This is a genomic window from Chlorobium sp. KB01, from assembly GCF_001975465.1.
Taxonomy (GTDB): domain Bacteria; phylum Bacteroidota; class Chlorobiia; order Chlorobiales; family Chlorobiaceae; genus Chlorobium.
Genome location: NZ_MPJE01000024.1, coordinates 1 through 20,381, shown reverse-complemented (window position 1 = coordinate 20,381; position 20,381 = coordinate 1). Strand labels below are relative to the sequence as shown.

At 48.2% G+C, this 20,381-nt stretch carries 19 protein-coding genes, 3 pseudogenes and 1 CRISPR repeat array; of the genes and pseudogenes, 13 read left to right on the top strand and 9 right to left on the bottom strand.

The features are described 5' to 3' along the window. Nucleotides 1–158: 158 nt before the first annotated feature. From BOO20_RS02315 to BOO20_RS13230, 3 genes and pseudogenes are all read right to left on the bottom strand, one after another. Nucleotides 159–830 (bottom strand): DUF1847 domain-containing protein, encoded by a 672-nt coding sequence (locus BOO20_RS02315; protein ID WP_076790148.1) that lies wholly within the window; start codon nt 828–830, stop codon nt 159–161. A gap of 34 nt (nt 831–864) precedes the next feature. After that, nucleotides 865–1,500, bottom strand: coding sequence for a flavodoxin family protein (locus tag BOO20_RS02310; protein ID WP_076790146.1), 636 nt, complete (start codon nt 1,498–1,500; stop codon nt 865–867). Between the two features lie 101 nt (nt 1,501–1,601). Next, a pseudogene (locus BOO20_RS13230) lies at nt 1,602–2,011 on the bottom strand (AAA family ATPase); the annotation flags it as partial. Between the two features lie 913 nt (nt 2,012–2,924). Here BOO20_RS13230 and BOO20_RS12900 point away from each other — a divergent pair. Both BOO20_RS12900 and BOO20_RS02295 read left to right on the top strand, forming a co-directional pair. Next, nucleotides 2,925–3,152, top strand: a complete 228-nt coding sequence (locus BOO20_RS12900) for a hypothetical protein (RefSeq protein WP_198935400.1) — start codon at nt 2,925–2,927, stop codon at nt 3,150–3,152. A gap of 12 nt (nt 3,153–3,164) precedes the next feature. Further along, nucleotides 3,165–3,566 carry a helix-turn-helix domain-containing protein gene (locus BOO20_RS02295; protein WP_006365983.1) on the top strand — a complete coding sequence of 134 codons (402 nt, stop codon included), beginning with the start codon at nt 3,165–3,167 and terminating at the stop codon, nt 3,564–3,566. 2 nt (nt 3,567–3,568) lie between these two features. Here BOO20_RS02295 and BOO20_RS02290 read toward each other — a convergent pair whose 3' ends face one another. Beyond that, nucleotides 3,569–4,786, bottom strand: a complete 1,218-nt coding sequence (locus BOO20_RS02290; protein WP_076790143.1) for an NADH:flavin oxidoreductase — start codon at nt 4,784–4,786, stop codon at nt 3,569–3,571. A 299-nt stretch (nt 4,787–5,085) separates the two neighbouring features. Between BOO20_RS02290 and BOO20_RS02280 the strand changes: the two genes are divergently transcribed. Then, nucleotides 5,086–5,319 (top strand): type II toxin-antitoxin system VapB family antitoxin, encoded by a 234-nt coding sequence (locus tag BOO20_RS02280; protein ID WP_006365985.1) that lies wholly within the window; start codon nt 5,086–5,088, stop codon nt 5,317–5,319. Continuing rightward, on the top strand, nt 5,319–5,720 hold the full coding sequence (gene vapC, locus BOO20_RS02275) for a tRNA(fMet)-specific endonuclease VapC (protein ID WP_076790141.1): 402 nt from the start codon (nt 5,319–5,321) through the stop codon (nt 5,718–5,720). The genes BOO20_RS02280 and vapC overlap by 1 nt, the downstream gene beginning before the upstream one ends. Before the next feature lie 161 nt (nt 5,721–5,881). Here the strand turns inward: vapC and BOO20_RS02270 are convergent, their stop codons facing one another. The 3 genes from BOO20_RS02270 to BOO20_RS02260 are packed head-to-tail and all read right to left on the bottom strand — an operon-like array spanning nt 5,882 to nt 8,582. Next, nucleotides 5,882–7,324, bottom strand: coding sequence for an RNA-binding domain-containing protein (locus BOO20_RS02270; RefSeq protein ID WP_076790139.1), 1,443 nt, complete (start codon nt 7,322–7,324; stop codon nt 5,882–5,884). Continuing rightward, nucleotides 7,321–7,956 carry a DUF4062 domain-containing protein gene (locus BOO20_RS02265; RefSeq protein WP_076790136.1) on the bottom strand — a complete coding sequence of 212 codons (636 nt, stop codon included), beginning with the start codon at nt 7,954–7,956 and terminating at the stop codon, nt 7,321–7,323. The genes BOO20_RS02270 and BOO20_RS02265 overlap by 4 nt, the downstream gene beginning before the upstream one ends. After that, nucleotides 7,953–8,582: a class I SAM-dependent DNA methyltransferase gene (locus BOO20_RS02260; protein WP_076790132.1), complete on the bottom strand. Its 630-nt coding sequence runs from the start codon at nt 8,580–8,582 to the stop codon at nt 7,953–7,955. Before BOO20_RS02260 ends, BOO20_RS02265 begins: the two co-directional genes overlap by 4 nt. Nucleotides 8,583–9,218: 636 nt before the next feature. Here BOO20_RS02260 and BOO20_RS02255 point away from each other — a divergent pair. Genes BOO20_RS02255 through cas2 form a run of 8 tightly spaced genes read left to right on the top strand, consistent with a single transcriptional unit; the run spans nt 9,219 to nt 16,761 of the window. Further along, nucleotides 9,219–9,473, top strand: a complete 255-nt coding sequence (locus BOO20_RS02255) for a CRISPR-associated endonuclease Cas3'' (RefSeq protein ID WP_076790129.1) — start codon at nt 9,219–9,221, stop codon at nt 9,471–9,473. Beyond that, nucleotides 9,385–11,457 carry a CRISPR-associated helicase Cas3' gene (gene cas3, locus BOO20_RS02250; RefSeq protein ID WP_368665416.1) on the top strand — a complete coding sequence of 691 codons (2,073 nt, stop codon included), beginning with the start codon at nt 9,385–9,387 and terminating at the stop codon, nt 11,455–11,457. The genes BOO20_RS02255 and cas3 overlap by 89 nt, the downstream gene beginning before the upstream one ends. A 23-nt stretch (nt 11,458–11,480) precedes the next feature. Further along, complete coding sequence (gene cas5c, locus BOO20_RS02245) at nt 11,481–12,191, top strand: type I-C CRISPR-associated protein Cas5c (protein ID WP_076790124.1); 711 nt, start codon at nt 11,481–11,483, stop codon at nt 12,189–12,191. Continuing rightward, on the top strand, nt 12,188–13,921 hold the full coding sequence (gene cas8c / locus BOO20_RS02240) for a type I-C CRISPR-associated protein Cas8c/Csd1 (protein ID WP_076790121.1): 1,734 nt from the start codon (nt 12,188–12,190) through the stop codon (nt 13,919–13,921). The genes cas5c and cas8c overlap by 4 nt, the downstream gene beginning before the upstream one ends. Nucleotides 13,922–13,926: 5 nt before the next feature. Beyond that, complete coding sequence (cas7c, locus tag BOO20_RS02235) at nt 13,927–14,775, top strand: type I-C CRISPR-associated protein Cas7/Csd2 (RefSeq protein ID WP_076790118.1); 849 nt, start codon at nt 13,927–13,929, stop codon at nt 14,773–14,775. A gap of 19 nt (nt 14,776–14,794) precedes the next feature. Further along, the gene (gene cas4 / locus BOO20_RS02230) at nt 14,795–15,439 is read left to right on the top strand and encodes a CRISPR-associated protein Cas4 (protein WP_076790197.1); all 645 of its coding nucleotides are present in this window, start codon (nt 14,795–14,797) and stop codon (nt 15,437–15,439) included. Then, nucleotides 15,436–16,467: a type I-C CRISPR-associated endonuclease Cas1c gene (gene cas1c / locus BOO20_RS02225; RefSeq protein ID WP_076790114.1), complete on the top strand. Its 1,032-nt coding sequence runs from the start codon at nt 15,436–15,438 to the stop codon at nt 16,465–16,467. Before cas4 ends, cas1c begins: the two co-directional genes overlap by 4 nt. Nucleotides 16,468–16,470: 3 nt before the next feature. Then, nucleotides 16,471–16,761, top strand: coding sequence for a CRISPR-associated endonuclease Cas2 (gene cas2, locus BOO20_RS02220; RefSeq protein ID WP_076790112.1), 291 nt, complete (start codon nt 16,471–16,473; stop codon nt 16,759–16,761). Nucleotides 16,762–16,938: 177 nt separating this feature from the next. Next, nucleotides 16,939–18,680: a CRISPR direct-repeat array (repeat unit 31 nt; unit sequence TCGCGCCCCGCGCGGGCGCGTGGATTGAAAC). A gap of 53 nt (nt 18,681–18,733) precedes the next feature. Here cas2 and BOO20_RS13305 read toward each other — a convergent pair. Together BOO20_RS13305 and BOO20_RS02210 are read right to left on the bottom strand one after the other, a co-directional pair. Further along, nucleotides 18,734–19,414: pseudogene (locus BOO20_RS13305) on the bottom strand (aminoglycoside phosphotransferase family protein); the annotation flags it as partial. A 137-nt stretch (nt 19,415–19,551) separates the two neighbouring features. Further along, nucleotides 19,552–19,779: a chlorosome envelope protein B gene (locus BOO20_RS02210; RefSeq protein WP_076790109.1), complete on the bottom strand. Its 228-nt coding sequence runs from the start codon at nt 19,777–19,779 to the stop codon at nt 19,552–19,554. 300 nt (nt 19,780–20,079) lie between these two features. On the opposite strand from BOO20_RS02210, the pseudogene BOO20_RS02205 reads away from it, so the two are divergent. Beyond that, nucleotides 20,080–20,325, top strand: a pseudogene (locus BOO20_RS02205) (protochlorophyllide oxidoreductase); the annotation flags it as partial. Nucleotides 20,326–20,381: the final 56 nt, after the last annotated feature.

The window sequence follows — 20,381 nt, the reverse complement described above, 5'->3', positions numbered from 1 at the left end:
CATGAACAAAGCAACCCGAGCTGACGGCAAAAGTTGCTTTGTTCATCTCTTCCGGATGGGGAGAGCGTGGCAAAATTTCCCGGAAGCGGTAGAGCGCTCCAAGGGGGGGTAGCCACTATTGCCTGTTCATGAGATTGCAGGCAACGCCTGAGCGATGCTTACAACTTCCGCCCTTCAGCAAACAATCGTTTATAGTAAAATCCGCTGGTGTAGAGCGCTGCCGCCGGGTTGTGGCCGAGCAACCGATCCTTGGTAATCAGTGTAGTGACGGGAGCGTCGGAATGCTTCATAAAGAGCGAATCGTGGCCGACACAGAGGCCGATGATTACATTCAGCTCTGTTTTCTGTTCATTCAGCAGCTTCGCCTGCAGGATCGGATTGCAAAGGGATTCATGCGATCCCTTCTGGATTTTCAGATTCTCGTCGATTCCAATCTCGCATTTATCGACAGAGCCGACCTTGCAGATAACCGAGAAGGGTTCGAGATCGTTGATTTCAAGTACCCTGGCAAAAATCCGTGACTCCTCCGATAAGCCAATGCATGTTGCAAGGCCGATCTTTTTTGCCCCTATCCGGTTGGCAAAGGCAATAATCTCTTCCACACGGGTCAGCTTGCCGTAGTAAGTGCCTTCAACCTCGGCGGAGGCGCGTGCTATTTTAGCATCAAGCGTTTCTCCCCGGTACTGCCCGGTTACCGAGTCAAGCTCTTCACTCCCGACAGCTTCAGTCGGGCAGAAATCCGGAAAATGGCGATCCTGCCGATAGCAGTTCAGGAGCCCGCAATCCGAACAGCCGGAGTGTTCCTCTCCTGGGGTGTTTACTTTGGTCATGATTGCATAGTGGATGAATGACGTACGCCCTCTTCTACCTGATGAAGCTGGTCATAATTTTGCTGACCGGTTCCGGCCCCGGAAGCGTGTTTTTTGTTGCTTCACGCATCCTGAGCAGCCACGCCATATTGCGACCGAGCACCTCCATAATCTGCACACCCTCACTATCCTGCAACACCTCTCCCGGTGTCCTTCCGTGGGTGATGTTCCAGTAGTTTGAAGTGGCCTGAATCATCTCCGCAAAGGTGAGATAGTGGTTGAGGCAGTCAAATGTGGATGAGCCGCCCGTACGCCGAACAGCTACAACTGAAGCGGCTACTTTCTGACGAAAGAGACCGCCATTGCATGCTGCAATATAGAATGCCCTGTCGAGAAAGCATTTCATGGTTCCGGCGACACCGGCAAAATAGACCGGCGAACCAAGAATAATTCCGTCAGCGTTTTTGAGCTGCTGGATCCATTCATTCAGCGGATCGGTGGTGATACTGCACTTCTCATCCCGATTTCTGGCGCATGCTCCGCAGGCCATGCACCCTCTGACCGGCTTGTTGCCGACATGGATAATTTCAAACCCGATGCCGTTTTTCTGCAACTCGCTGCCGACACCGGCGAGCGCATGAAAGGTGTTGCCATCCTGTTTCGGACTGCCGTTGATCGCTATGACGTTCATTTTGTTTTGCATGGGTTTGCGGTTATCTGCGTTCTTCCGCATAAAATATAAAATCCTGATGTCGTTGCAATGAGTCCTGTAATAGCAGCCGGGGAGAGGTGTCCTGCGTCGCAGAGTTCTGCAATTGATAACGGCAGAAGCTTCAGCAGTGCGGATCTTCCTGCAAGTGACTGGCTGATCTGGCGGTTCAGTTCAAATTGATGGCTTCCGGTCAGTATGAATTCGCCAGCGGTTTTGTGTTCATCGGCACGTACCAGGTCCATGAAAGTAATTCAGGCACACGCTGCGCTTTATCAAGAATGGCGCCATCCGGAAACTTTACCAAAAATCCTGCCGGATCATGCTGTGCAAAATTACGAATATCGGGTCGTTCCAGATTACGGTAAGGTGTTTCAGGAAAAGCTGTTCTGCAAAGAGTCGTTTTACCTGATTGCCTTGGACCGGTAAGCGTAACAACAGGATATTGTGTAGCCCTGTTCTGCAGGGTAGCCAAGAGCTGACATGCAAACATTTCATGCAATATTAAAGTTCAACTTTAGTGTTGCATGAAATCGTTTCATAATCAAGATAATCGGAAGGCAATTGAATTTGCGGTAGCACACAGCGTGAAAAGGCCACACATTCACCTGGCGCTATAACGACGTATTGAGTGAGCCGGATTTTAACCCTCACGGTCAGGATTGTTGTTACACAACGGAAAATTTGCTTCCTGACGGGGCAGGTCGCAGGGCAATTCAGATAGCGTGTGATTGATAGCAAATTTACTCAAAATCCGGCATTCAGCATTCCATATCTCCTCAAGGTGTCATGCCGAACTGCAAGGAGGCATCTCTGTGCAATGCGGTTAGTGTTATGTAACTGTTACCGGAGAATACCGTCCCCTCATTTGAATAAACGTTAAGGGCCAGAAGCCTGTAACGCAAGCTGTTTTTTTGTGTGAGATGTAAAAAATATGTAAATAATGAGTATCAGTTAGTGCCGTGCATGAAAAGTACGGATTTGGTCGTTGGCACTTCATTGCGATAGCCAACGATATTAGAGTTATCAGAACCCGATTGCTCGATAAAATCCGGATAATAAGCTTATAGGTTGATTGTGATGGAGCTGATCCTATATTTCCAAAAGAAAACCCAAGATTATTTGCGGTTAAATATGATGGGGAATCAGCAGACGAATACCACCGGATATTCGATCTGTGGAGTGACGTCGAGTACCTTGAAAGGTTTTTTCAGGACAATCCGGAAGATCTTTCAAAAGGTTACTACCGGTACCAATCTGTTGACGCAGCAGTTGAAAAAACCATTAACGACGCTGAATCTCTTGAGGATTATTTGCTGTACCTTGCAGCACGTTCATTCAGAGATCCTTTCAGTTTGCAGACGCTTTTCCAACCACTGAACAGTCACGAAACACATCTTGTGAGTATGCAGAAGAGCAAGGCGAAGTACAAAAAGAGCCCTTGGCTTCGTTTATATGCAGTTCGTATTGCTTCTGACCTGTTTGTCATTACCGGTGGCGCGATAAAACTTACAAAGTTGATGGAAGAGCGGGAACATACCCAACAAGAACTCTGCAAGCTTGATCTTGTCAAGAATTATTTATTTGATCAGGGGCTTTTGGATAAAGATGATTTTGAATACCTGAAAACATAATAACTATCAATTATGGCCGTTGACAACATTCATGAAAAAATTGCAGCCATAGCCTCAAAAGAACTCTCCGGTTGGTTGAAAGATGCAGAGTGGCGAGTTGAAAACAGGGCGTGGTTAAAACATTCACAGGCTATAGCTCTGCGGATTTTGAGAACGTTGCGCGCAAAAAACATCTCACAGAAAGAGCTGGCTGAAAAAATCGGCGTTTCACCCCAGCAGGTTAATAAAATTGTTAAAGGCAGGGAAAACCTCACGCTTGAAACCATTGCAAAGCTTGAAACGGCCCTTGATGTTGTGCTTTTGACGCTGCCACCGTCAGGCGAGATCACCGGTGATAAACCTTCCAAAACCGCCAATGTGCCCCAAAAAACCGCTGTGAAAAAGCCTGTAGCGAAAACCCTGAAGTCTGTTTGAAGTTACACCCTCTGGGGTATCCGGCCATGCCAGCAACGGAGGGGCTCTTTTTCGATCATGATTGCGCAATAGTTGCACATGGTGCATCGCGAGGCACTCCAGCTTCCATCCTCAAACTTTTTCACGATAGAGGGATCATTGATGAAGGGGCGCGACATCGATACGAAATCTGCGGCTCCATCCGCGATAGCCTTTGAGGCATCTTCGAGGGTGTGAATGCCACCGACGGCGATGACCGGTATCGAAACACCCTTTCTGATAGTTGAGGCGGCCTCAAGGTTGTAGTTACGGTATGGTTTCGGGCTTGCCGGAGTGATCAGCGGCAGGATTCGGGCAATCACAGGCCGCAACAGCTTAGGCAGGGATGTCAGCCTGAAATTTGCAGCAAAGAGCGCCTCAGTCGGTATCCGGGGGCCTCTCATGATCGCCAGTCCTTCGCCAATGGTGCCGGAAGAGATTTCCACAGCACAGCACCCGGAAGCCTCAAGCATCAAGGCGACCTTTACAGCCTCTTCCGGTCTCATCCCGCCGGGCATGTCGTCATAACCGTTTATCTTTGCCAGCACCGGATAATTTCCGAGTTTTTGGCGGATGCCCGCCATAATCTCCGAAACGATCCTGAAGCGGTTCTCAGGAGAGCCGCCCCAGCGGTCCCTCCGTCGGTTGGTGTAGCCGGAGAGAAACTGCGCGAGCAGATACCCGTGCGCCAGATGCAACTGCACCCCGTCGAAACCTGTGGTCTGCGCTCTCACAGCAGCATTAATAAATGCATTGATGATCTCCCTGATTCCATCCTCTGTCAGCTCCATAGGCAGCTCTTCGCTGAAATACCGGTCCCGTACCGGCGAGGGAGCAACTGTTCTCGTACCGGTGACAGCCGAACGGGTTTGAGCACCGCAATGGGCAAGCTGCATGATTATCGGCACCCCTTCACGATGCACCGCCTCAACGAGCCTCCGGTAAGCGGGGACCAGCGCATCGCTATGCATCATCAGCATTCCGGGGAAACTGCACCTGCCCTGCGGATTTACTCCCGCATATCCGGTCACAATAGCGCCGGCGCCGCCCCGTGCGAGGCGGAGGTAGAGCTTTTCAAGCGACTCCAGCGGAGCACCCTCAGCATCGGCCATGCCCTCATGCGTCGCCGAACGGATAAAACGGTTGCGAAGGGCTATGCCGCCGATATGCGCAGGTTCAAAGATTCCGGGAGATTCCGTCATGAAAGAGAAGAGTGAAGATTGCTTTTGAAGGAGACATTCTGTTTTGTCCGGGTAAAATAATGATATATCCCGCAACATTCACAGGATGGAGCATAGGTGGGAGTGCACTGGTTTCTGAAAGGAATGAATGTTGTTCCGGAATGCGGCCCTCCATGGAGAAGTACTGCAGCGTCGCCTCCATGCTTCGCGGCTCCGGATGCAAAATAACCTGGACCGCCGAGCTCGTTTGAATGACGATTGCCTTTGTGGTGATTATTTGCTATATACTCTGAGTATATCCATTGACTCATGAGGCAAAAATGACTACAACTACCGTATTTATCAATAATCGCTCTCAGGCAGTCCGATTACCTGTTGATGTTCGATTACCGGAAAATGTTAAAAAGGTAACGATCAGGGTAAAAGGCAATGAACGGATAATAGCTCCTGCCGGCCAGTCGTGGGAGAGTTTTTTCCTGGGCACGCAAAAGGTGACGGATGATTTTATGGAGGAACGTGACGATCAGGAACAATCAGAACGGGAAGCATTGTAATGCTGCGCTATCTTCTTGATACCAACATAGTCATTTATACTCTTAAGCGTCGTCCAATCGAAGTATTGGAGGTGTTCAACAGAAACGCAGAGCGAATGGCCATCTCGGCAATTACATTGTCCGAACTCTGTTATGGTGCGGAAAAGAGCAGCAATGTGAGTGCGAATCTTTCGGTGATTGAAGATTTTTGTAGCAGGCTTGAGGTTTTGCCATATGGCCCTGATGCATCATGGCATTATGGAGCTATACGTGCAACCCTTGCAAAAACGGGTCAGACAATCGGGGTTAATGATCTTCATATCGCCGCTCACGCCCGCAGCGAAGGCCTGATTCTGGTTACCAACAACAGCAAAGAGTTTATCCGTGTTCCTGCTCTGCAGATAGAGAACTGGGTACAGTAACCTGATCGTTTACTCTTTTTCTATTGTTCCATTCAAAATCCGGCATTCAGTATGCAAAATCACCTCAAGGTGTCATGCCGAACTGCAAGGAGGCATCTCTGTGCAATGCGGTTAGTGCTTGTGTAACTGTTACCGGCCCCCTCATTTGCGCAGCTTTCGCATCAGCCTTGCTGCTGCGCACGGCTTATTTTGAACGCTATCCGCCCCGTTTCAGTCATGCGGTATTTTTGGAGAGGGCTGCTCGGTTTTTCGGGAATTGTCATCTCTACAAAGTTACCATTCAGAGATGGTTGCAGGAACGCATCTCGGAAGTGTTTGCGGTCTTTGATATGCAAGGCTTCCATCAGTTCAGTGGCACTCTTTTCATGATCAAGCAGCGCTACAAGTCTCAAAGCCTGGGGGGTAGCCTGGGGGGTAGCCTGGGGGGTAGCTTGGGTGGTAGCCTGGGGGGCTGTAAAGGTAATCGTTACGCCGATGTTGTCACTTGATATCCATGTTGGAGCGGGCAGCCCGGCTTCATTGCACTCCTTGATGATCTGACTAATTCCACGGCCAGCTTTTTCCATAAAGCCTCGCAAATAAAGCACATGTGCGATATCCGGGTTTCTGAGCACCGAGATGTGGGGTTTGGAAAGCGATTCTATCGTTACTCCATCGGGCAGAGTTCCTGAGTTCCGGATATCCATGTGATGAGGATAAACATGGATATCTATTCCTCCCGACGGCGCGCTGTAATCACGATGTGCAAATGCGTTGATGAGTGCTTCACGAACAGCAAATTCAGGATAAACGGGAATGTCTTCCCGTTGCGTGGTTCCTTTTCTGAAATGAGATCGTGTTTGTGTATTACGGACAATAAATGCAAAAGCTTGCTCAAATACCTTGTGCAGTGGGCCTTCCAGCGATTTCATGTCAGAAAAGGTATCCCCGGTTTTATCTGACTGGTAACAGATTGCACGAACACGGAGCTGAGGAAAACGAAGAGCCGGATTGCTGGCAAAAAGCACATCGCCTCCTTGCGTAAGGCGACCATAGCGCGCCAAAGAAAGATCTTCAAGCACGTCAACCAGATTTTCAGTATTTCGGAAAAAAGCCCGATGAACCTTTTGGGCATCACGTATGGTTGCCGAAACCTCTGCTCGGTCAAGATCGGAGTTTAGTTCGGCCATTGAAAAGCGTCGTTCCCATCGTTCGGGTTCAATTTGACGGCGCATTACCATGTCACGGATGGTTTCAACATCGGCTTTTTTTGTGGTTGAACCGGAACGAACATATATCGTGTCCTGGAATGCGTAAGGCAGATCTTTTCCGGATGGTACTTCGAGCACAAAAACCGGTTTATTTTCCAGTATGTACATTTCAACAGATACAAGAGCTTTTGGTGACAGTTTCTCATGAATCTGTTTTTCCAGCATCTCAAGGCTATCGTTATCAACACCGCTAATATTGCCATTATCATCAACACCGCATACCACATAGCCTCCTCCCGAGTTGAGAAAGCCGCAGACATCCCGTCCTACAAGAGAGCTTTTTGCCGATGCTTTGTATTCGATACGCTGACTTTCACCAAGAAGCAGCAGTTTCCGAATCTTGTGCTGATTCATGATTGACCTCCTTCATCAAACAGGGAAAATCCATTTTTGAAGTTCTCCTCAATAAACATCTCCACCTCCTGATATCGGGAAAACTGTGAGGTGACAAAGAGCGAACTCTCTTCAACGTTCCGATATTTCTGAACCCAGTTGCCTTGCCGTTCTGGCAAGGGAATACCATGAGCTATAGCTTCCTCATAAAGGTCAAGCACTCTAAGGTCATCCATGATATCACTTTTTCTGAGCGTAAGTATTTCCCTGCCAGCTTTTCCATTATACTGGAGGTTTTTTAACAGTGACCATGCAAAAACAACATGGTCATGAGCCAAAAGCCAGCGGTTTTTGTTCATTTCAATGGCTTTGCGAATCTCCTGATGGGTAATGGAAAGGCTTTGTGGATCTTGCTCATCCTGACCACTTCCGTAGCGTGTGGTAATAATACCCAAAAAGAGGTTACATTTTTCAACAGCAGCAAGGCAGTTGTCAAAAGCTGTGCGGCTGGATAAAACAGGTACGGTGCCTTTATGAGACATCCAGACTTCGTAACCGTAACTGGTCAGAAGGGTATAGATGCGATCAAGAAGCTCTTCAATGCCATACACCGTTGAAGAGACCATGATGATGAGTTTTTTCTTTCCCTTCATCTTCCACTCCTGTTATTGCTTTCAAATATACCAAAAAGACTATCCATTGACTTTCGCAAAGCCATCGAACTTTCCTGCCATGCAGTCGCTGCATGATTCAGAGTCTCATGAGCGTAAGTGTCAGGAGCTTCAGATAGCGTCATCTGTTGAATATTTGTCGTTCGTATATAGAGGGGAATACTGAGATTGCTTTCTCTCTTACGAATTTCATCATTTCTTGCCACATGCGAAAAACCATCTTCATCGGAAAATATCTGACAGGCTTCGTCAATGCGCTCAATATGCGCATTGACATCATGAGCTATCAGCTTTTCGCGCATGACTGACTCTTCGTTGCGGAAGAGAATGCCGTGGGGAAAAAGAATGGTACAACGACCTGAGCTGGTGTTCATACGCTTGAAAATGTGCTTCCAGAAAGCATAATCAGCACGTCCCTGTGACGGGGTACCATAAATGTTCCGCTCAAATGGATAAGTAGCCCAGGCGCTTCGATCCCACTGCTTGATGGAGCAGGGCGGATTGGCAAGCGTATCGTCGCGTTCTATGCGGAAATCCTCAATGCCGTGAAGGAAGCAGTTCATCTTTCCGATATGCGCAGGTTCAAAGATTCCGGGAGATTCCGTCATGAAAGAGAAGAGTGATTACTGTATTTGAAACGGCAGTTTGTTCGATCCGGATAAAATAATGATATATCCCGCAACATTCACAGGATGGAGTATAGGTGGGAGTGCACTGGTTTCTGAAAGGAATGAATGTCGTCCCGGAAGGCGGCCTGAATACCGTCCCGCCCTCTGCTCCCAACATCAACTCGATTCGGCTCGGGAATTGTCGGGTAAATACAGAAAATCATGATCGTCCCTGAGGGGCTATACTCAAAATCCGGCATTCAGCATGCAAAATCACCTCAGGGTGTCATGCCGAACCGAAGGGAGGCATCTCTGTGCTATGCGGTTAGTGCTTCTGTAACTGTTACCGGTGAATACCGTCCCCTCATTTGATTCCACGGATGATTGCTGTTGGCGTTTTTGTGTGGTTTGTTGTGAACGTCCCCTAACACACACGGCATCGTGAAGGGTCGAAAGCCGGTGGGCAAGCCATGCAAGCCGGTAACGCAAGCCATTTCTTGCGCTTGGTGTGAATATTTTGTAAATAGGAAGTGTGATCAGCCTGAATTGCGAGCAGGTGATTTTTTATCCCTTTTGCACAATTTGATTCTGTTCTGCGGTTCAAACTGGCATCATTGATTCACGACGATCATTCTTATGCCTTCACTTCACCATAAAGCAGTTGCCCATCTTCGGCCAAATCCAGATGGTTCATGGGAGGTCCATGACCTGAAAGATCATCTCATCCATGTTGCCGAACGAGCCGCCCGATTTGCTGATGAATTCGGTAATGGTGATTGGCTAAGGGCTGCCGGTCTTTTACATGATCTCGGGAAATACAATCCTCAGTGGCAGGAATATATTCGCAGAAGCAACGGGGACTATTCCGAGGAGGAAAATGGGCAAGATTGATCACTCTGCGGCTGGCGCCATTCATGCTGTCCAGAAAAACGCAGGGGTTGGGAAAATTCTTGCTTACCTCATTGCGGGCCATCATGCGGGATTACCGGATTGGGAACACGAAGCGGGTGTTGGTGGAGCTCTTTCAGACCGCTTAAGTTCTGTCGAGAATCTTCAGAAAGCATTGAATGGAAATCCACCTCAGGAAATTCTTGATGTATCATTACCATCTTCGAGACCATGCAACACTGCCTTCAAAGACTATGATGCTGTGCATGTGTGGTTGAGAATGCTCTATTCCTGTCTGGTTGATGCTGATTTTCTTGATACCGAAGCATTTATGAATCCGGACAAGACCGACAGTCGTACAAGTGCATGCACGCTTGAGGGTCTCAAGGATGTTTTTGACCTTTTTATGAAGGAGATGCAGGAAAAGGCGCAAACGAGTCCGGTTAATGAAGCAAGGAAAGCGATTCTTGATGATTGTCGAAACAAGGCAGAGCTGGAATCGGGTTTGTTTTCGCTTACCGTTCCGACCGGTGGAGGCAAAACCCTTTCATCTATGGCTTTTGCCCTTAATCATGCAATAAGGTACGGCAAAAAGCGCATTATTATTGCCATACCCTACACAAGTATTATCGAACAGACGGCAGCGATTTACCGAAAAGTGTTTGGTAATGACGCGGTACTTGAGCATCACAGTAATTTTGATCCTGAAAAAGAAAATTCAAAAGCAAATCATGCTGTTGATAATTGGGATGCACCGATTATAGTTACAACTAATGTCCAGTTGTTTGAGTCCCTTTTTGCTTCCAAGAGCTCAGCCTGCCGAAAACTGCATAATATTGTTAATTCTGTCATTGTGCTTGACGAAGCACAGATGCTACCTACAGAATATCTTCAGCCAATCGTATCAGTTATAAAAGTATTGGCAGATTACTTTAAAACCTCTGTCGTGCTTTGTACGGCAACACAGCCGGTGCTATCAGGCAGAATCGGCTCAGGGCAGAATGTGTTAAAAGGATTCAGTGAAGGCAGCGTTAGGGAATTGATGACTGATCCTGAAAATCTGTTCAGGGTTTTTCAGCGGGTAGATATTCAGATGCTTGGCAGTTCAGATGAACGTCAGGAGTGGCCAACTGTTGCTGAACAGCTCCACCGATATCAACAGGTGTTGTGTATTGTCAATACCCGGAATGACTGTCGTGAGTTGCATGCTCTTATGCCGGAAGGAACGGTTCATCTATCTGCCTTGATGTGCCCTGAACATCGCAGTCTGATTATTGCGGAAATAAAATTTAAACTAAAAGAGAACATACCTGTTCGTGTTATCAGTACTCAACTGCTCGAAGCAGGTGTAGATATTGACTTCCCTATTGTTTTCAGGGCATTTACCGGGCTCGACAGCATAGCACAGGCTGCCGGTCGGTGCAACCGCGAAGGCCGCCTGGATAAAGGCCAGGTTTTTATTTTTAATCCGCCAAAACCACCACCCGCAGGAATGATGCTGAAAGCAGAGCAGGCAGGTCAGGAGATGTTCCGCGTTTATCCCGAACTTGCCGCTTCATTGATGCCGGAAGCCTTTCGAAAGTATTTTCACTTGTACTTTAACAGGTTGAATGATTTTGACAAAAAGCACATCGTGGATCTTCTTGCCGGGCCTGATTCCAGGCATTTCAAGATTCAGTTTCGTACGGCAGCGCTTCACTTCAAGCTCATTGATGATGCTCAACAACACGGTCTTGTTGTCCGATATCAATCAGGCGCCATCAATAACGAAAAATTGATCGATCAACTGCGTTTTGCCGGACCAAGTAGAGGTTTAATGAGGAAATTGCAGCGCTTTTCAGTCAACGTCTATGACCGTGATTTACAGGAATTGCGAAAAAACGGGATGATTGAAGACGTAAATGGCATCTGGGTGCAGACTGACAAGAATTTGTATGACCCGGTATTCGGCCTTGATGTCAAGGCAACGCCGAATTTGTACTGGTAACTGAATAAAAAGGCATTGATACAATGGAATACATCAATAAAATATTTTGTCTTGAAGTCAAAGGCGATTATGCCTGTTTTACAAGACCGGAGATGAAGGTTGAGCGAGTCAGCTATGATGTGATTACTCCATCGGCAGCACGTGCCATCTTTGAGGCGATTTTCTGGAAACCTGCAATCAAATGGAATATTCTGAAAATTGAGGTTTTAAATCCAATCAAATGGGTTTCAGTTCGTCGCAACGAAGTTGGTTCCGTAGCCAGCGAAAGGAGTTCCGGTATTTTTATAGAAGATAACCGCCAACAACGAGCAGGACTTTTTCTGAAGGATGTTGCATATCGCATTCATGCCGAGCTTGAGTTTATTCCTCCTCCAGCAAGAACGAAAGTTATCCGGCCATTACCTGAATACTTGTACGAGGAAGACGAACAGGATTTATGGCAAAAAGATGAGAACCCCGGAAAATACAACGCCATGTTTGAGCGTCGGGCTCGCAAGGGTCAGTGCTTTAACCAGCCCTATCTCGGTTGTCGTGAATTCAGTTGTGATTTTCGACTGATTGATGACCTGCAAAATGAGCCTGATTCTGTTCATGAGACCCGCGATCTTGGATTCATGCTCTATGATCATGACTTCAACGATCAGGAAAATCCAACACCGGCATTTTTCAGGGTTTTCATGGAAAAGGGGATAATAACTGTGCCCGCATGGGGAAGTGAAGAGGTGAGAAAATGATCCTGCAAGCTCTCTACGAATACTATCAGCGCAAGGCCGCTGACCCGGAAAGTAACATTGCTCCGGAAGGATTTGAGTGGAAAGAAATTCCTTTTGTGATTGTCATCGATGAAGATGGGCATTTTGTGACGCTTGAAGATACTCGTGAAAGTGATGGGAAAAAGAAAAAGGCAAAACCGTTTTTAGTACCTGCAGCAGAGAAAAAAACAGTAGGAGTAAAAGCAAACTTGCTTTGGGATAATGTCGAATATTCACTCGGTGCGAATCCCCGCAACCGAAATGATATCGTTACTCGACAAGAGGCCTTTTTAACCCGAATAAAAGAGGCTTTTGCAGATGAAGCCTCAACTTTGCTTGTTGTTCCTCTTTTGACTTTCCTTCAAAACGATCCCATAGCACAGATTACGTCTAAAGGGGTATCAAAAGCGATTTGGGAAGAAGCGTTTGAAAATAATGCCAATATCATATTCAGGTATTTGGGGTCGCCGGATGCAAGTCTTTGCGAGACAATGAAGCGCTACACCACAAAGAAATCTGAAGTTGAACGTGGGGGAATTTGCCTTGTGTCAGGGGAAAAAGAACCAATAGCACGACTTAATGCATCAATAAAAGGCGTTCGTGATGCACAATCATCAGGAGCCGCTTTGGTGTCATTTAATCTGAAAGCTTTTGAGTCATATGGAAAAACCCAGAATTACAATGCACCGATCGGCGAGTCTGGAGCTTTTGCTTATACCACAGCCTTAAATGTGTTACTCGCCAAAGATTCGAAGAACAAGGTGCAAGTTGGTGATGCGACAACAGTATTTTGGGCGCAAAAGAAAACAGGGTTTGAGGACATATTCCAGTCATTTTTTGCACTCCCGCCAAAAGATGATCCTGATGCTGATGTTCGTGCTGTCAAAGCACTTTATGACGGTGTGTTTACAGGGCGCACAGGCAGTGATTCTCAAACGAGATTTTATGTTCTCGGGCTCGCTCCAAACGCGGCCCGTATTTCTGTAAGATTCTGGAATGAAGGCGAAGTGCAAGACTTTGCGGAAAAAATTCGGCGACATTTTGATGACCTTAACATCATTCGTTCACCAAAGGATACCGGACGTTACGCTTTGTTCTGGATTCTTTCGGCTATGGCTTTGGAAAACAAGGTCGATAATGTTCCACCTAATCTATCGGGTCAAATCGTTCAGGCTGTACTGACAGGTTCACTCTATCCTACAAGTATGCTTCAGCAAACTATTCGTCGTATTCGTGCTACAAGGGATGTTTCCAGAATGCAAGCTGGTATTCTGAAAGCTTATCTCAATCGTTATTATCGAATTCATACAACCAAAGAAAAGGAGATCATTGTGGCTCTTGATACTGCCAATAATAATCCGGGTTATCGTCTCGGACGTCTCTTTGCCGTGCTTGAAAAGATTCAGGAAGAGGCAAATCCAGGTTTGAATGCAACGATTCGTGATCGCTTCTATGGTGCAGCTTCTTCATCACCGGTTACGGTTTTTCCTCAGTTATTGAAGCTTAAAAACCATCATCTTGCAAAACTTGAGAATGTAGGCAGAAAGATCAATTTTGAGCGAATGCTGACGGAGATTTTTGATGGTATCGGATCTGTAATGCCTTCTCATTTAGCTATGGAAGATCAATCGCGATTTGCCATCGGGTATTACCATCAGCGGCAGGCATTATTTTCAAGTTCTTCAAACAATGAAAACAAACAAGAGGGGTGATCACTATGAGTAATCTCACTAAAAGGTATGACTTCGTTCTGTTGTTTGATGTAAAAGACGGCAACCCCAACGGAGACCCTGATGCCGGTAATCTCCCTCGTATGGATGCTGAGACAGGGATGGGTCTGGTGACTGACGTATGCCTGAAAAGAAAAGTTCGGAATTATGTGCAGCTTTCGGGTCAAGATATCTTTATCAAAGAAAAGGGGGTACTCAATACGCTGATTGATGAAGCCCACGAACAAGAAGCTGTCAAATCGAAAGAGAAGGGAGAGAAGACAGAGGCGGCTCGAAAATGGATGTGTTCAAAATATTATGACATTCGGACATTTGGTGCCGTGATGAGTACTGGTAAAAATGCGGGGCAGGTTCGCGGGCCAGTTCAGATAACTTTTGCTCGTTCTATTGACCCGATAGTTGCCTTGGAGCACAGCATTACCAGAATGGCTGTCGCGACGGAAGCCGAGGCAGAAAAACAAAGCGGTGACAACAGGACGATGGGTCGTAAATATACCGTTCCTTATGGCCTTTACAGGTCACATGGTTTTGTTTCTGCTCATCTGGCAAACCAGACCGGATTTTCTGAAGATGATCTTAATCTTTTCTGGGACTCACTTCTTAACATGTTTGAGCATGATCGTTCTGCAGCACGAGGAATGATGGCAACTCGTGGTTTGTATGTTTTTGAGCATAGTACGGCACTTGGCAACGCACCTGCGTACAGTTTGTTTGACAGGATTACTGTGGATCGTAAAAATACAATGACTGGCCCTGCCCGTTCATTTGAGGATTATGAAGTCAAGGTAAATGCTGATAATCTTGGCGAAGTCAATTTGATACGAAAACTTGGCTGAGAAGGATAACATAGAAGTCCTGTACTCCGAATCCGATTTCGTGATGCTGTCGGCATTGCAGCATTTTGTCTATTGCCCCCGGCAGTGTGCGTTGATCCATCTGGAGCAGATTTGGAGTGAGAATGGCTACACTGCCGAAGGTCGGGAGATGCATGAACGGGTAGACGATGGCAAAACTTCGTACCGAACCGGTGTGCGTATCACGAGAAGCGAGGCGTTACGCAGCTCTGTACTTGGGGTTTCCGGTATGGCTGACGTTGTCGAGTGGCATAAGCGGAATGATCACGAAGAGCCGTTTCCGGTTGAGTACAAGCGGGGAAAACCGAAAAAGCACGATGCTGATAAAATCCAGCTTTGTGCCCAGGCAGTCTGCCTTGAAGAGATGCTTGGTATTCTGATTCCTGCCGGTGCACTCTTTTATGGTCAGACAAAACACCGGTATGATGTTGAGTTCGATGCGGATTTGCGAGAAAAAACAATGCTTGCGGCGACCGGAGTGCATGAACTTTTTCGGAATGGAGTAACGCCTCCACCTGATCCGGGGCCAAAATGCAAACTCTGTTCGCTCAGGGAAGAGTGCATGCCGGATGTGATTGTCCATGGCCGGTCAGCAAAGATATACCTGAATAAACTGGTACAGACACTCTCTGAGGAGGAGATTTGAAAAAACATCTCAACACACTGTTTGTCACAACACAGGGCACATACCTCTCAAAAGAAGGGGAGTGTGCTGTTATAAAAGTTGACAGGGATGAAAAAGTAAGGTTGCCGTTGCATATGCTTGATGGCATTATGTGTTTCGGTCAGGTTTCATGCAGTCCGTTTTTAATGGGTCACTGCGCAGAGATAGGAGTAACTGTCACATTTTTGACCGAATATGGAAGATTTCTTTGCCAGATGCAGGGGCCGATACGCGGTAATATTTTGCTGCGCAGAACCCAGTACCGGATGGCTGATAACTACATGCAGACTGCTGCTCTTGCCCGTTCATTTGTAATCGGAAAAATCGGCAATGCTCGGGTAACCCTGGCTCGAACCCTGAGAGATCATCCAGAAAAAGTAGATGGTGCACTTCTCAAAAATGCCCAGCATCTTCTTGCCGGTTGCATAAAGCGGTTACAGAATGAAACCGATCAGGAGCGGATCAGGGGGATTGAAGGGGATGCAGCCAGGATATATTTTGAGGTATTCAACGAGTGTATCACATCTCCTGACCCGTTACTTCGTTTTACCGGTCGGAACCGTCGTCCGCCCCTTGACAGGGTTAATTGCCTGCTCTCCTTTCTCTATACACTGCTTACCCATGATATCCGCTCGGCGCTTGAGTCATGCGGGCTTGACCCTGCCGCCGGATTTTTACATAAAGACAGGCCAGGACGACCAAGCCTTGCTCTTGACTTGCTTGAAGAGTTCCGATCCTACATTGCAGATCGTCTGGTTCTGTCGCTTATCAATCGAGGTCAGATTCAATCAAAAGATTTTACAGTCTCTGAAACCGGAGCAGTGCTTCTGAAAGATGATGCCCGGAAAACAGTTTTAACGGCTTATCAAAACCGGAAGCAGGAAGAGATAGAGCATCCATTCGTCAAGGAAAAAATGGCCATTGGTTTACTGTGGCATATGCAGGCCATGCTTCTTGCCCGGCACATCCGGGGAGATATCGAAGCCTATCCGCCATTTGTCTGGAGGTAAACTATGCTTGTGCTTGTAACCTATGATGTCAATACTGAAACTCCGGCAGGACGACGAAGATTGCGGCGCATTGCAAAGACCTGTCAGAACTATGGCCAACGGGTTCAGTTTTCTGTTTTTGAATGTAATGTCGATCCGGCACAATGGACAAAATTACGGGGAAAGCTGGTTCATGAGATGGATCATAAATTCGATAGCCTTCGCTTTTACTTTCTTGGGTCAAACTGGCAGAATCATATTGAACACGAAGGAGCAAAAGAGCCCCGTGATCTCGAAGGTCCGTTGATTTTGTAATGCGCGAACGTAAAGCTGTACCTAAAAAACGCCCTCGTTCGCGATTGATGTAACTATCAAATAATTATAAACTTATAGATTCTCTTGTCAGGTTTTCGTAAAATGTTGTTTGACATAAAGAGTGGTTCGCGTTTATTCGACGTTGAGACCACGAAATACCTGATTACAAAGATAGACTTCGCGCCCCGCGCGGGCGCGTGGATTGAAACCGATGGGGATGTACCTGAAGCGCGGGGGAGCGGTTCGCGCCCCGCGCGGGCGCGTGGATTGAAACTGGGGTTTAATTGTCTGTGAATCTGCAACTACAATCGCGCCCCGCGCGGGCGCGTGGATTGAAACTTTCAATATTGTCAGATAGTCCTCTAATAAAGTTTCGCGCCCCGCGCGGGCGCGTGGATTGAAACGCCGGTCAAGCGGGCAAGCTTAATCGCCATTGCTGTCGCGCCCCGCGCGGGCGCGTGGATTGAAACAAACGTTACGACAGTAGCAGCAAAAGCAGCGCTGTCGCGCCCCGCGCGGGCGCGTGGATTGAAACTCGAGTACACCGGTGAGACCGCAACCTATGGCGGTCGCGCCCCGCGCGGGCGCGTGGATTGAAACGACCCGAGAAACGCATCGCTTGGGCTCCCGACAGTGTCGCGCCCCGCGCGGGCGCGTGGATTGAAACAGACCGTGAAAAGCATGCGGTAAGAAAAGGAGTGGTCGCGCCCCGCGCGGGCGCGTGGATTGAAACAGTTTCCTTGTCGGTTACCATCACTCTCCGGTTGGTCGCGCCCCGCGCGGGCGCGTGGATTGAAACTTGAGCAGCTTGATTACGACAACCGGTTTCAGCGTCGCGCCCCGCGCGGGCGCGTGGATTGAAACCGTGATTTTGATACAGGGGTGTACATGATCCTTTGTCGCGCCCCGCGCGGGCGCGTGGATTGAAACGCGCAAAAGGCAAAAAGACGGTCGCATTTTGCGCGTCGCGCCCCGCGCGGGCGCGTGGATTGAAACATATGCGCTGAGTTCTTGCTTGCCGTCCACCCATGTCGCGCCCCGCGCGGGCGCGTGGATTGAAACAGGTGTACAACAATTTGTACACCTGAAGCGAAACGTCGCGCCCCGCGCGGGCGCGTGGATTGAAACGTGTAGTTGTAGTAAACTCTTTTCTCACGGTATGTCGCGCCCCGCGCGGGCGCGTGGATTGAAACTTTGAAAAAGTGAAAAATTAATTTGCTTTTATTGTCGCGCCCCGCGCGGGCGCGTGGATTGAAACCCCTGTTTATCAAAGTGGAAACCGGACTTGGCAATGTCGCGCCCCGCGCGGGCGCGTGGATTGAAACGGCAAAAACCCGTGCAGTGTATTTGATCATGCTAGTCGCGCCCCGCGCGGGCGCGTGGATTGAAACAACTCACGAAGAAGATCAAGAGCGTTTTCCTCTTGTCGCGCCCCGCGCGGGCGCGTGGATTGAAACTCTTTGACAGTTGTACGTGGAAATGCCGAATTGGGTCGCGCCCCGCGCGGGCGCGTGGATTGAAACAAACCAAGAATGTCGATCTTCAAGAGTCCAAGCTCTGTCGCGCCCCGCGCGGGCGCGTGGATTGAAACAATTTTGCGAGCAATTGCATTCTCCAACTCCTCAGTCGCGCCCCGCGCGGGCGCGTGGATTGAAACGGATTACCTCACCAATTGCCTCTTTTGACCCTCCGTCGCGCCCCGCGCGGGCGCGTGGATTGAAACAAAAGCATGAAGAATTCGGCTTCAGCTATCACCGTCGCGCCCCGCGCGGGCGCGTGGATTGAAACAGGATATCGGAGAGATCGAGGGAGAGCATGGCGGGTCGCGCCCCGCGCGGGCGCGTGGATTGAAACTCCAGACAATCTGGAGTGTGTTTCGCGGGTGCTGTCGCGCCCCGCGCGGGCGCGTGGATTGAAACAGTTCGTCGGCAAGGGACTGTTCGAGTACGACATAGGAGTCGCGGATGAGCGAGACGGCATCGTACTGCGGCAGCCCCATGCGTGCATCCTGAAAATCTATGATAACGGGCATTCCGTTACGGACCATGATGTTGCGGCTGTGAAAGTCGCGATGATTGAGTACGAAATGCTCCGGCTGGACGAGGATTTCAGTTATGGATTCGAACTCGCAGCGAAGCTCTCCGGCTTTGCTGCTGTCGAAATCCGCCCCGAAATAACCGAACAGGGCGTGTTCGATGAAAAAATCGAATTCAAACATCAGTTTTTCCCTGTCGAAGCTGAGCCTGAATGGCAGCCGACGGGGATCGCCGGTTATGGACTGAATTCCGGCAAGCGTATCGATCACCTCCCGGTATATCTCCGCGGAGAGGCGCTCTCTGTCCATGGCGACGAGGTCCTGCAGCTGCACCGTTCCGCAGTCCTCGATCAGCAGAAGGCCCTCTCCGGCATTGACGGCAATGACTTCCGGAACCGGCAGGTCATTGCGGCGCAGGAGGTCGTACACAATCAGGAACGGGTAGTCGTCAGGGTTCGTTTCGCGAAGCAGGGGGTCGCAGCAGGCGATTGCGCTGCCTTTCGGACCCGAGACCCGGTAATAGCGCCGGGTGGAGGCATCGCCCTGTATCGGGGTGATATGAAGCTGATTTCGATCTTCCGGGCTGTAAAAGCCCCGTATATGGTGCTCGGTATTCATTCTGGAGCGTATAAGAATGTCTTGTGCCGGCAAGGGTCGGCAAAAACCGGATACCTGAACAGGCGCACCCTGCAGCAGGACAAAAAAAAAGCACCTTATCCCTTGAGGTATAAGGTGCTTCAGAAAAGAAAAGGTGCTTACTTTTTCGGAGCAAGAGCTGAAGAGACGCTCTGCAGTACCTGATTGACTGTGTTCAGCACGTTACCGGCAAGATCGGTAGCTGTTTTGCCAAGTGGCTCAATCATTTGGGATGAGGTTTTGATGCCGCTGTTGAGCATTTCAACCTGCTGCTGGCCAAGTTTGCCGAGCGTATCCATCAGATTGGTGATAGCTCCAGACAAATCGTTGCTTGTTCCGTTTGACATAGTGGGTTATGATTTAGGTTTATTGAGAAGTTATATAACTGAAACAGTTTAACCCTCTTTTACGGGATTTTTTATTTTTTATAATTTAATACATTTTCTGCTGCTGAACAAATGGAAAAAGATACTCAGGCACAGTCGCCAGGTATCAGCAGGTTATTCTTTTATGCTGGTTTTATTTGATTTACGGGAGGAGTCTGTTATTATTCGTTCAATGACTGTAACTCTTGCCGGGAGTATTACTCCTTTTATAGGTAAAAAATACTTTTTATTTACTTAAAATCGTATCTTAATCCGGAAATAATGAAAGCCGTTATCTTGTACGACAGTAAAACCCAAGGGGGTTCAACTGAAGTGTTGATTGATTCCATCGGTCAGCTCCTTGCCGAATCCGGTCTTTATGTTGAAAAAGCGAAGTGCATAGCTACTGCGGATTACAGTTTTGTCAAGGAGTTTGATATTGTTATCCTGGGTGCCCCGGTGTATAATTTTGTTGTATCGCCACAGCTTTTGGGCGCTTTTTTACAGGGGAACCTGAAAAAACATCTTAACCTGAATTATTCACGAGGGCAATAAAAAAAGGGAGGGCAAGTCCCGCTAATTTG

What these genes read in the sequence shown, in the direction of transcription:
- vapC (WP_076790141.1), top strand. Translation starts at nt 5,319, where the DNA reads ATGCTGCGCTATCTTCTTGATACCAACATAGTCATTTATACTCTTAAG.
- BOO20_RS12900 (WP_198935400.1), top strand. Translation starts at nt 2,925, where the DNA reads ATGCAGAAGAGCAAGGCGAAGTACAAAAAGAGCCCTTGGCTTCGTTTA.
- BOO20_RS02290 (WP_076790143.1), bottom strand. Translation starts at nt 4,786, where the DNA reads ATGACGGAATCTCCCGGAATCTTTGAACCTGCGCATATCGGCGGCATA.
- BOO20_RS02210 (WP_076790109.1), bottom strand. Translation starts at nt 19,779, where the DNA reads ATGTCAAACGGAACAAGCAACGATTTGTCTGGAGCTATCACCAATCTG.
- cas3 (WP_368665416.1), top strand. Translation starts at nt 9,385, where the DNA reads ATGATCTCGGGAAATACAATCCTCAGTGGCAGGAATATATTCGCAGAA.
- cas8c (WP_076790121.1), top strand. Translation starts at nt 12,188, where the DNA reads ATGATCCTGCAAGCTCTCTACGAATACTATCAGCGCAAGGCCGCTGAC.
- cas2 (WP_076790112.1), top strand. Translation starts at nt 16,471, where the DNA reads ATGCTTGTGCTTGTAACCTATGATGTCAATACTGAAACTCCGGCAGGA.
- cas7c (WP_076790118.1), top strand. Translation starts at nt 13,927, where the DNA reads ATGAGTAATCTCACTAAAAGGTATGACTTCGTTCTGTTGTTTGATGTA.
- BOO20_RS02260 (WP_076790132.1), bottom strand. Translation starts at nt 8,582, where the DNA reads ATGACGGAATCTCCCGGAATCTTTGAACCTGCGCATATCGGAAAGATG.
- BOO20_RS02255 (WP_076790129.1), top strand. Translation starts at nt 9,219, where the DNA reads ATGCCTTCACTTCACCATAAAGCAGTTGCCCATCTTCGGCCAAATCCA.
- BOO20_RS02270 (WP_076790139.1), bottom strand. Translation starts at nt 7,324, where the DNA reads ATGAATCAGCACAAGATTCGGAAACTGCTGCTTCTTGGTGAAAGTCAG.
- BOO20_RS02280 (WP_006365985.1), top strand. Translation starts at nt 5,086, where the DNA reads ATGACTACAACTACCGTATTTATCAATAATCGCTCTCAGGCAGTCCGA.
- BOO20_RS02295 (WP_006365983.1), top strand. Translation starts at nt 3,165, where the DNA reads ATGGCCGTTGACAACATTCATGAAAAAATTGCAGCCATAGCCTCAAAA.
- cas5c (WP_076790124.1), top strand. Translation starts at nt 11,481, where the DNA reads ATGGAATACATCAATAAAATATTTTGTCTTGAAGTCAAAGGCGATTAT.
- BOO20_RS02315 (WP_076790148.1), bottom strand. Translation starts at nt 830, where the DNA reads ATGACCAAAGTAAACACCCCAGGAGAGGAACACTCCGGCTGTTCGGAT.
- BOO20_RS02265 (WP_076790136.1), bottom strand. Translation starts at nt 7,956, where the DNA reads ATGAAGGGAAAGAAAAAACTCATCATCATGGTCTCTTCAACGGTGTAT.
- BOO20_RS02310 (WP_076790146.1), bottom strand. Translation starts at nt 1,500, where the DNA reads ATGAACGTCATAGCGATCAACGGCAGTCCGAAACAGGATGGCAACACC.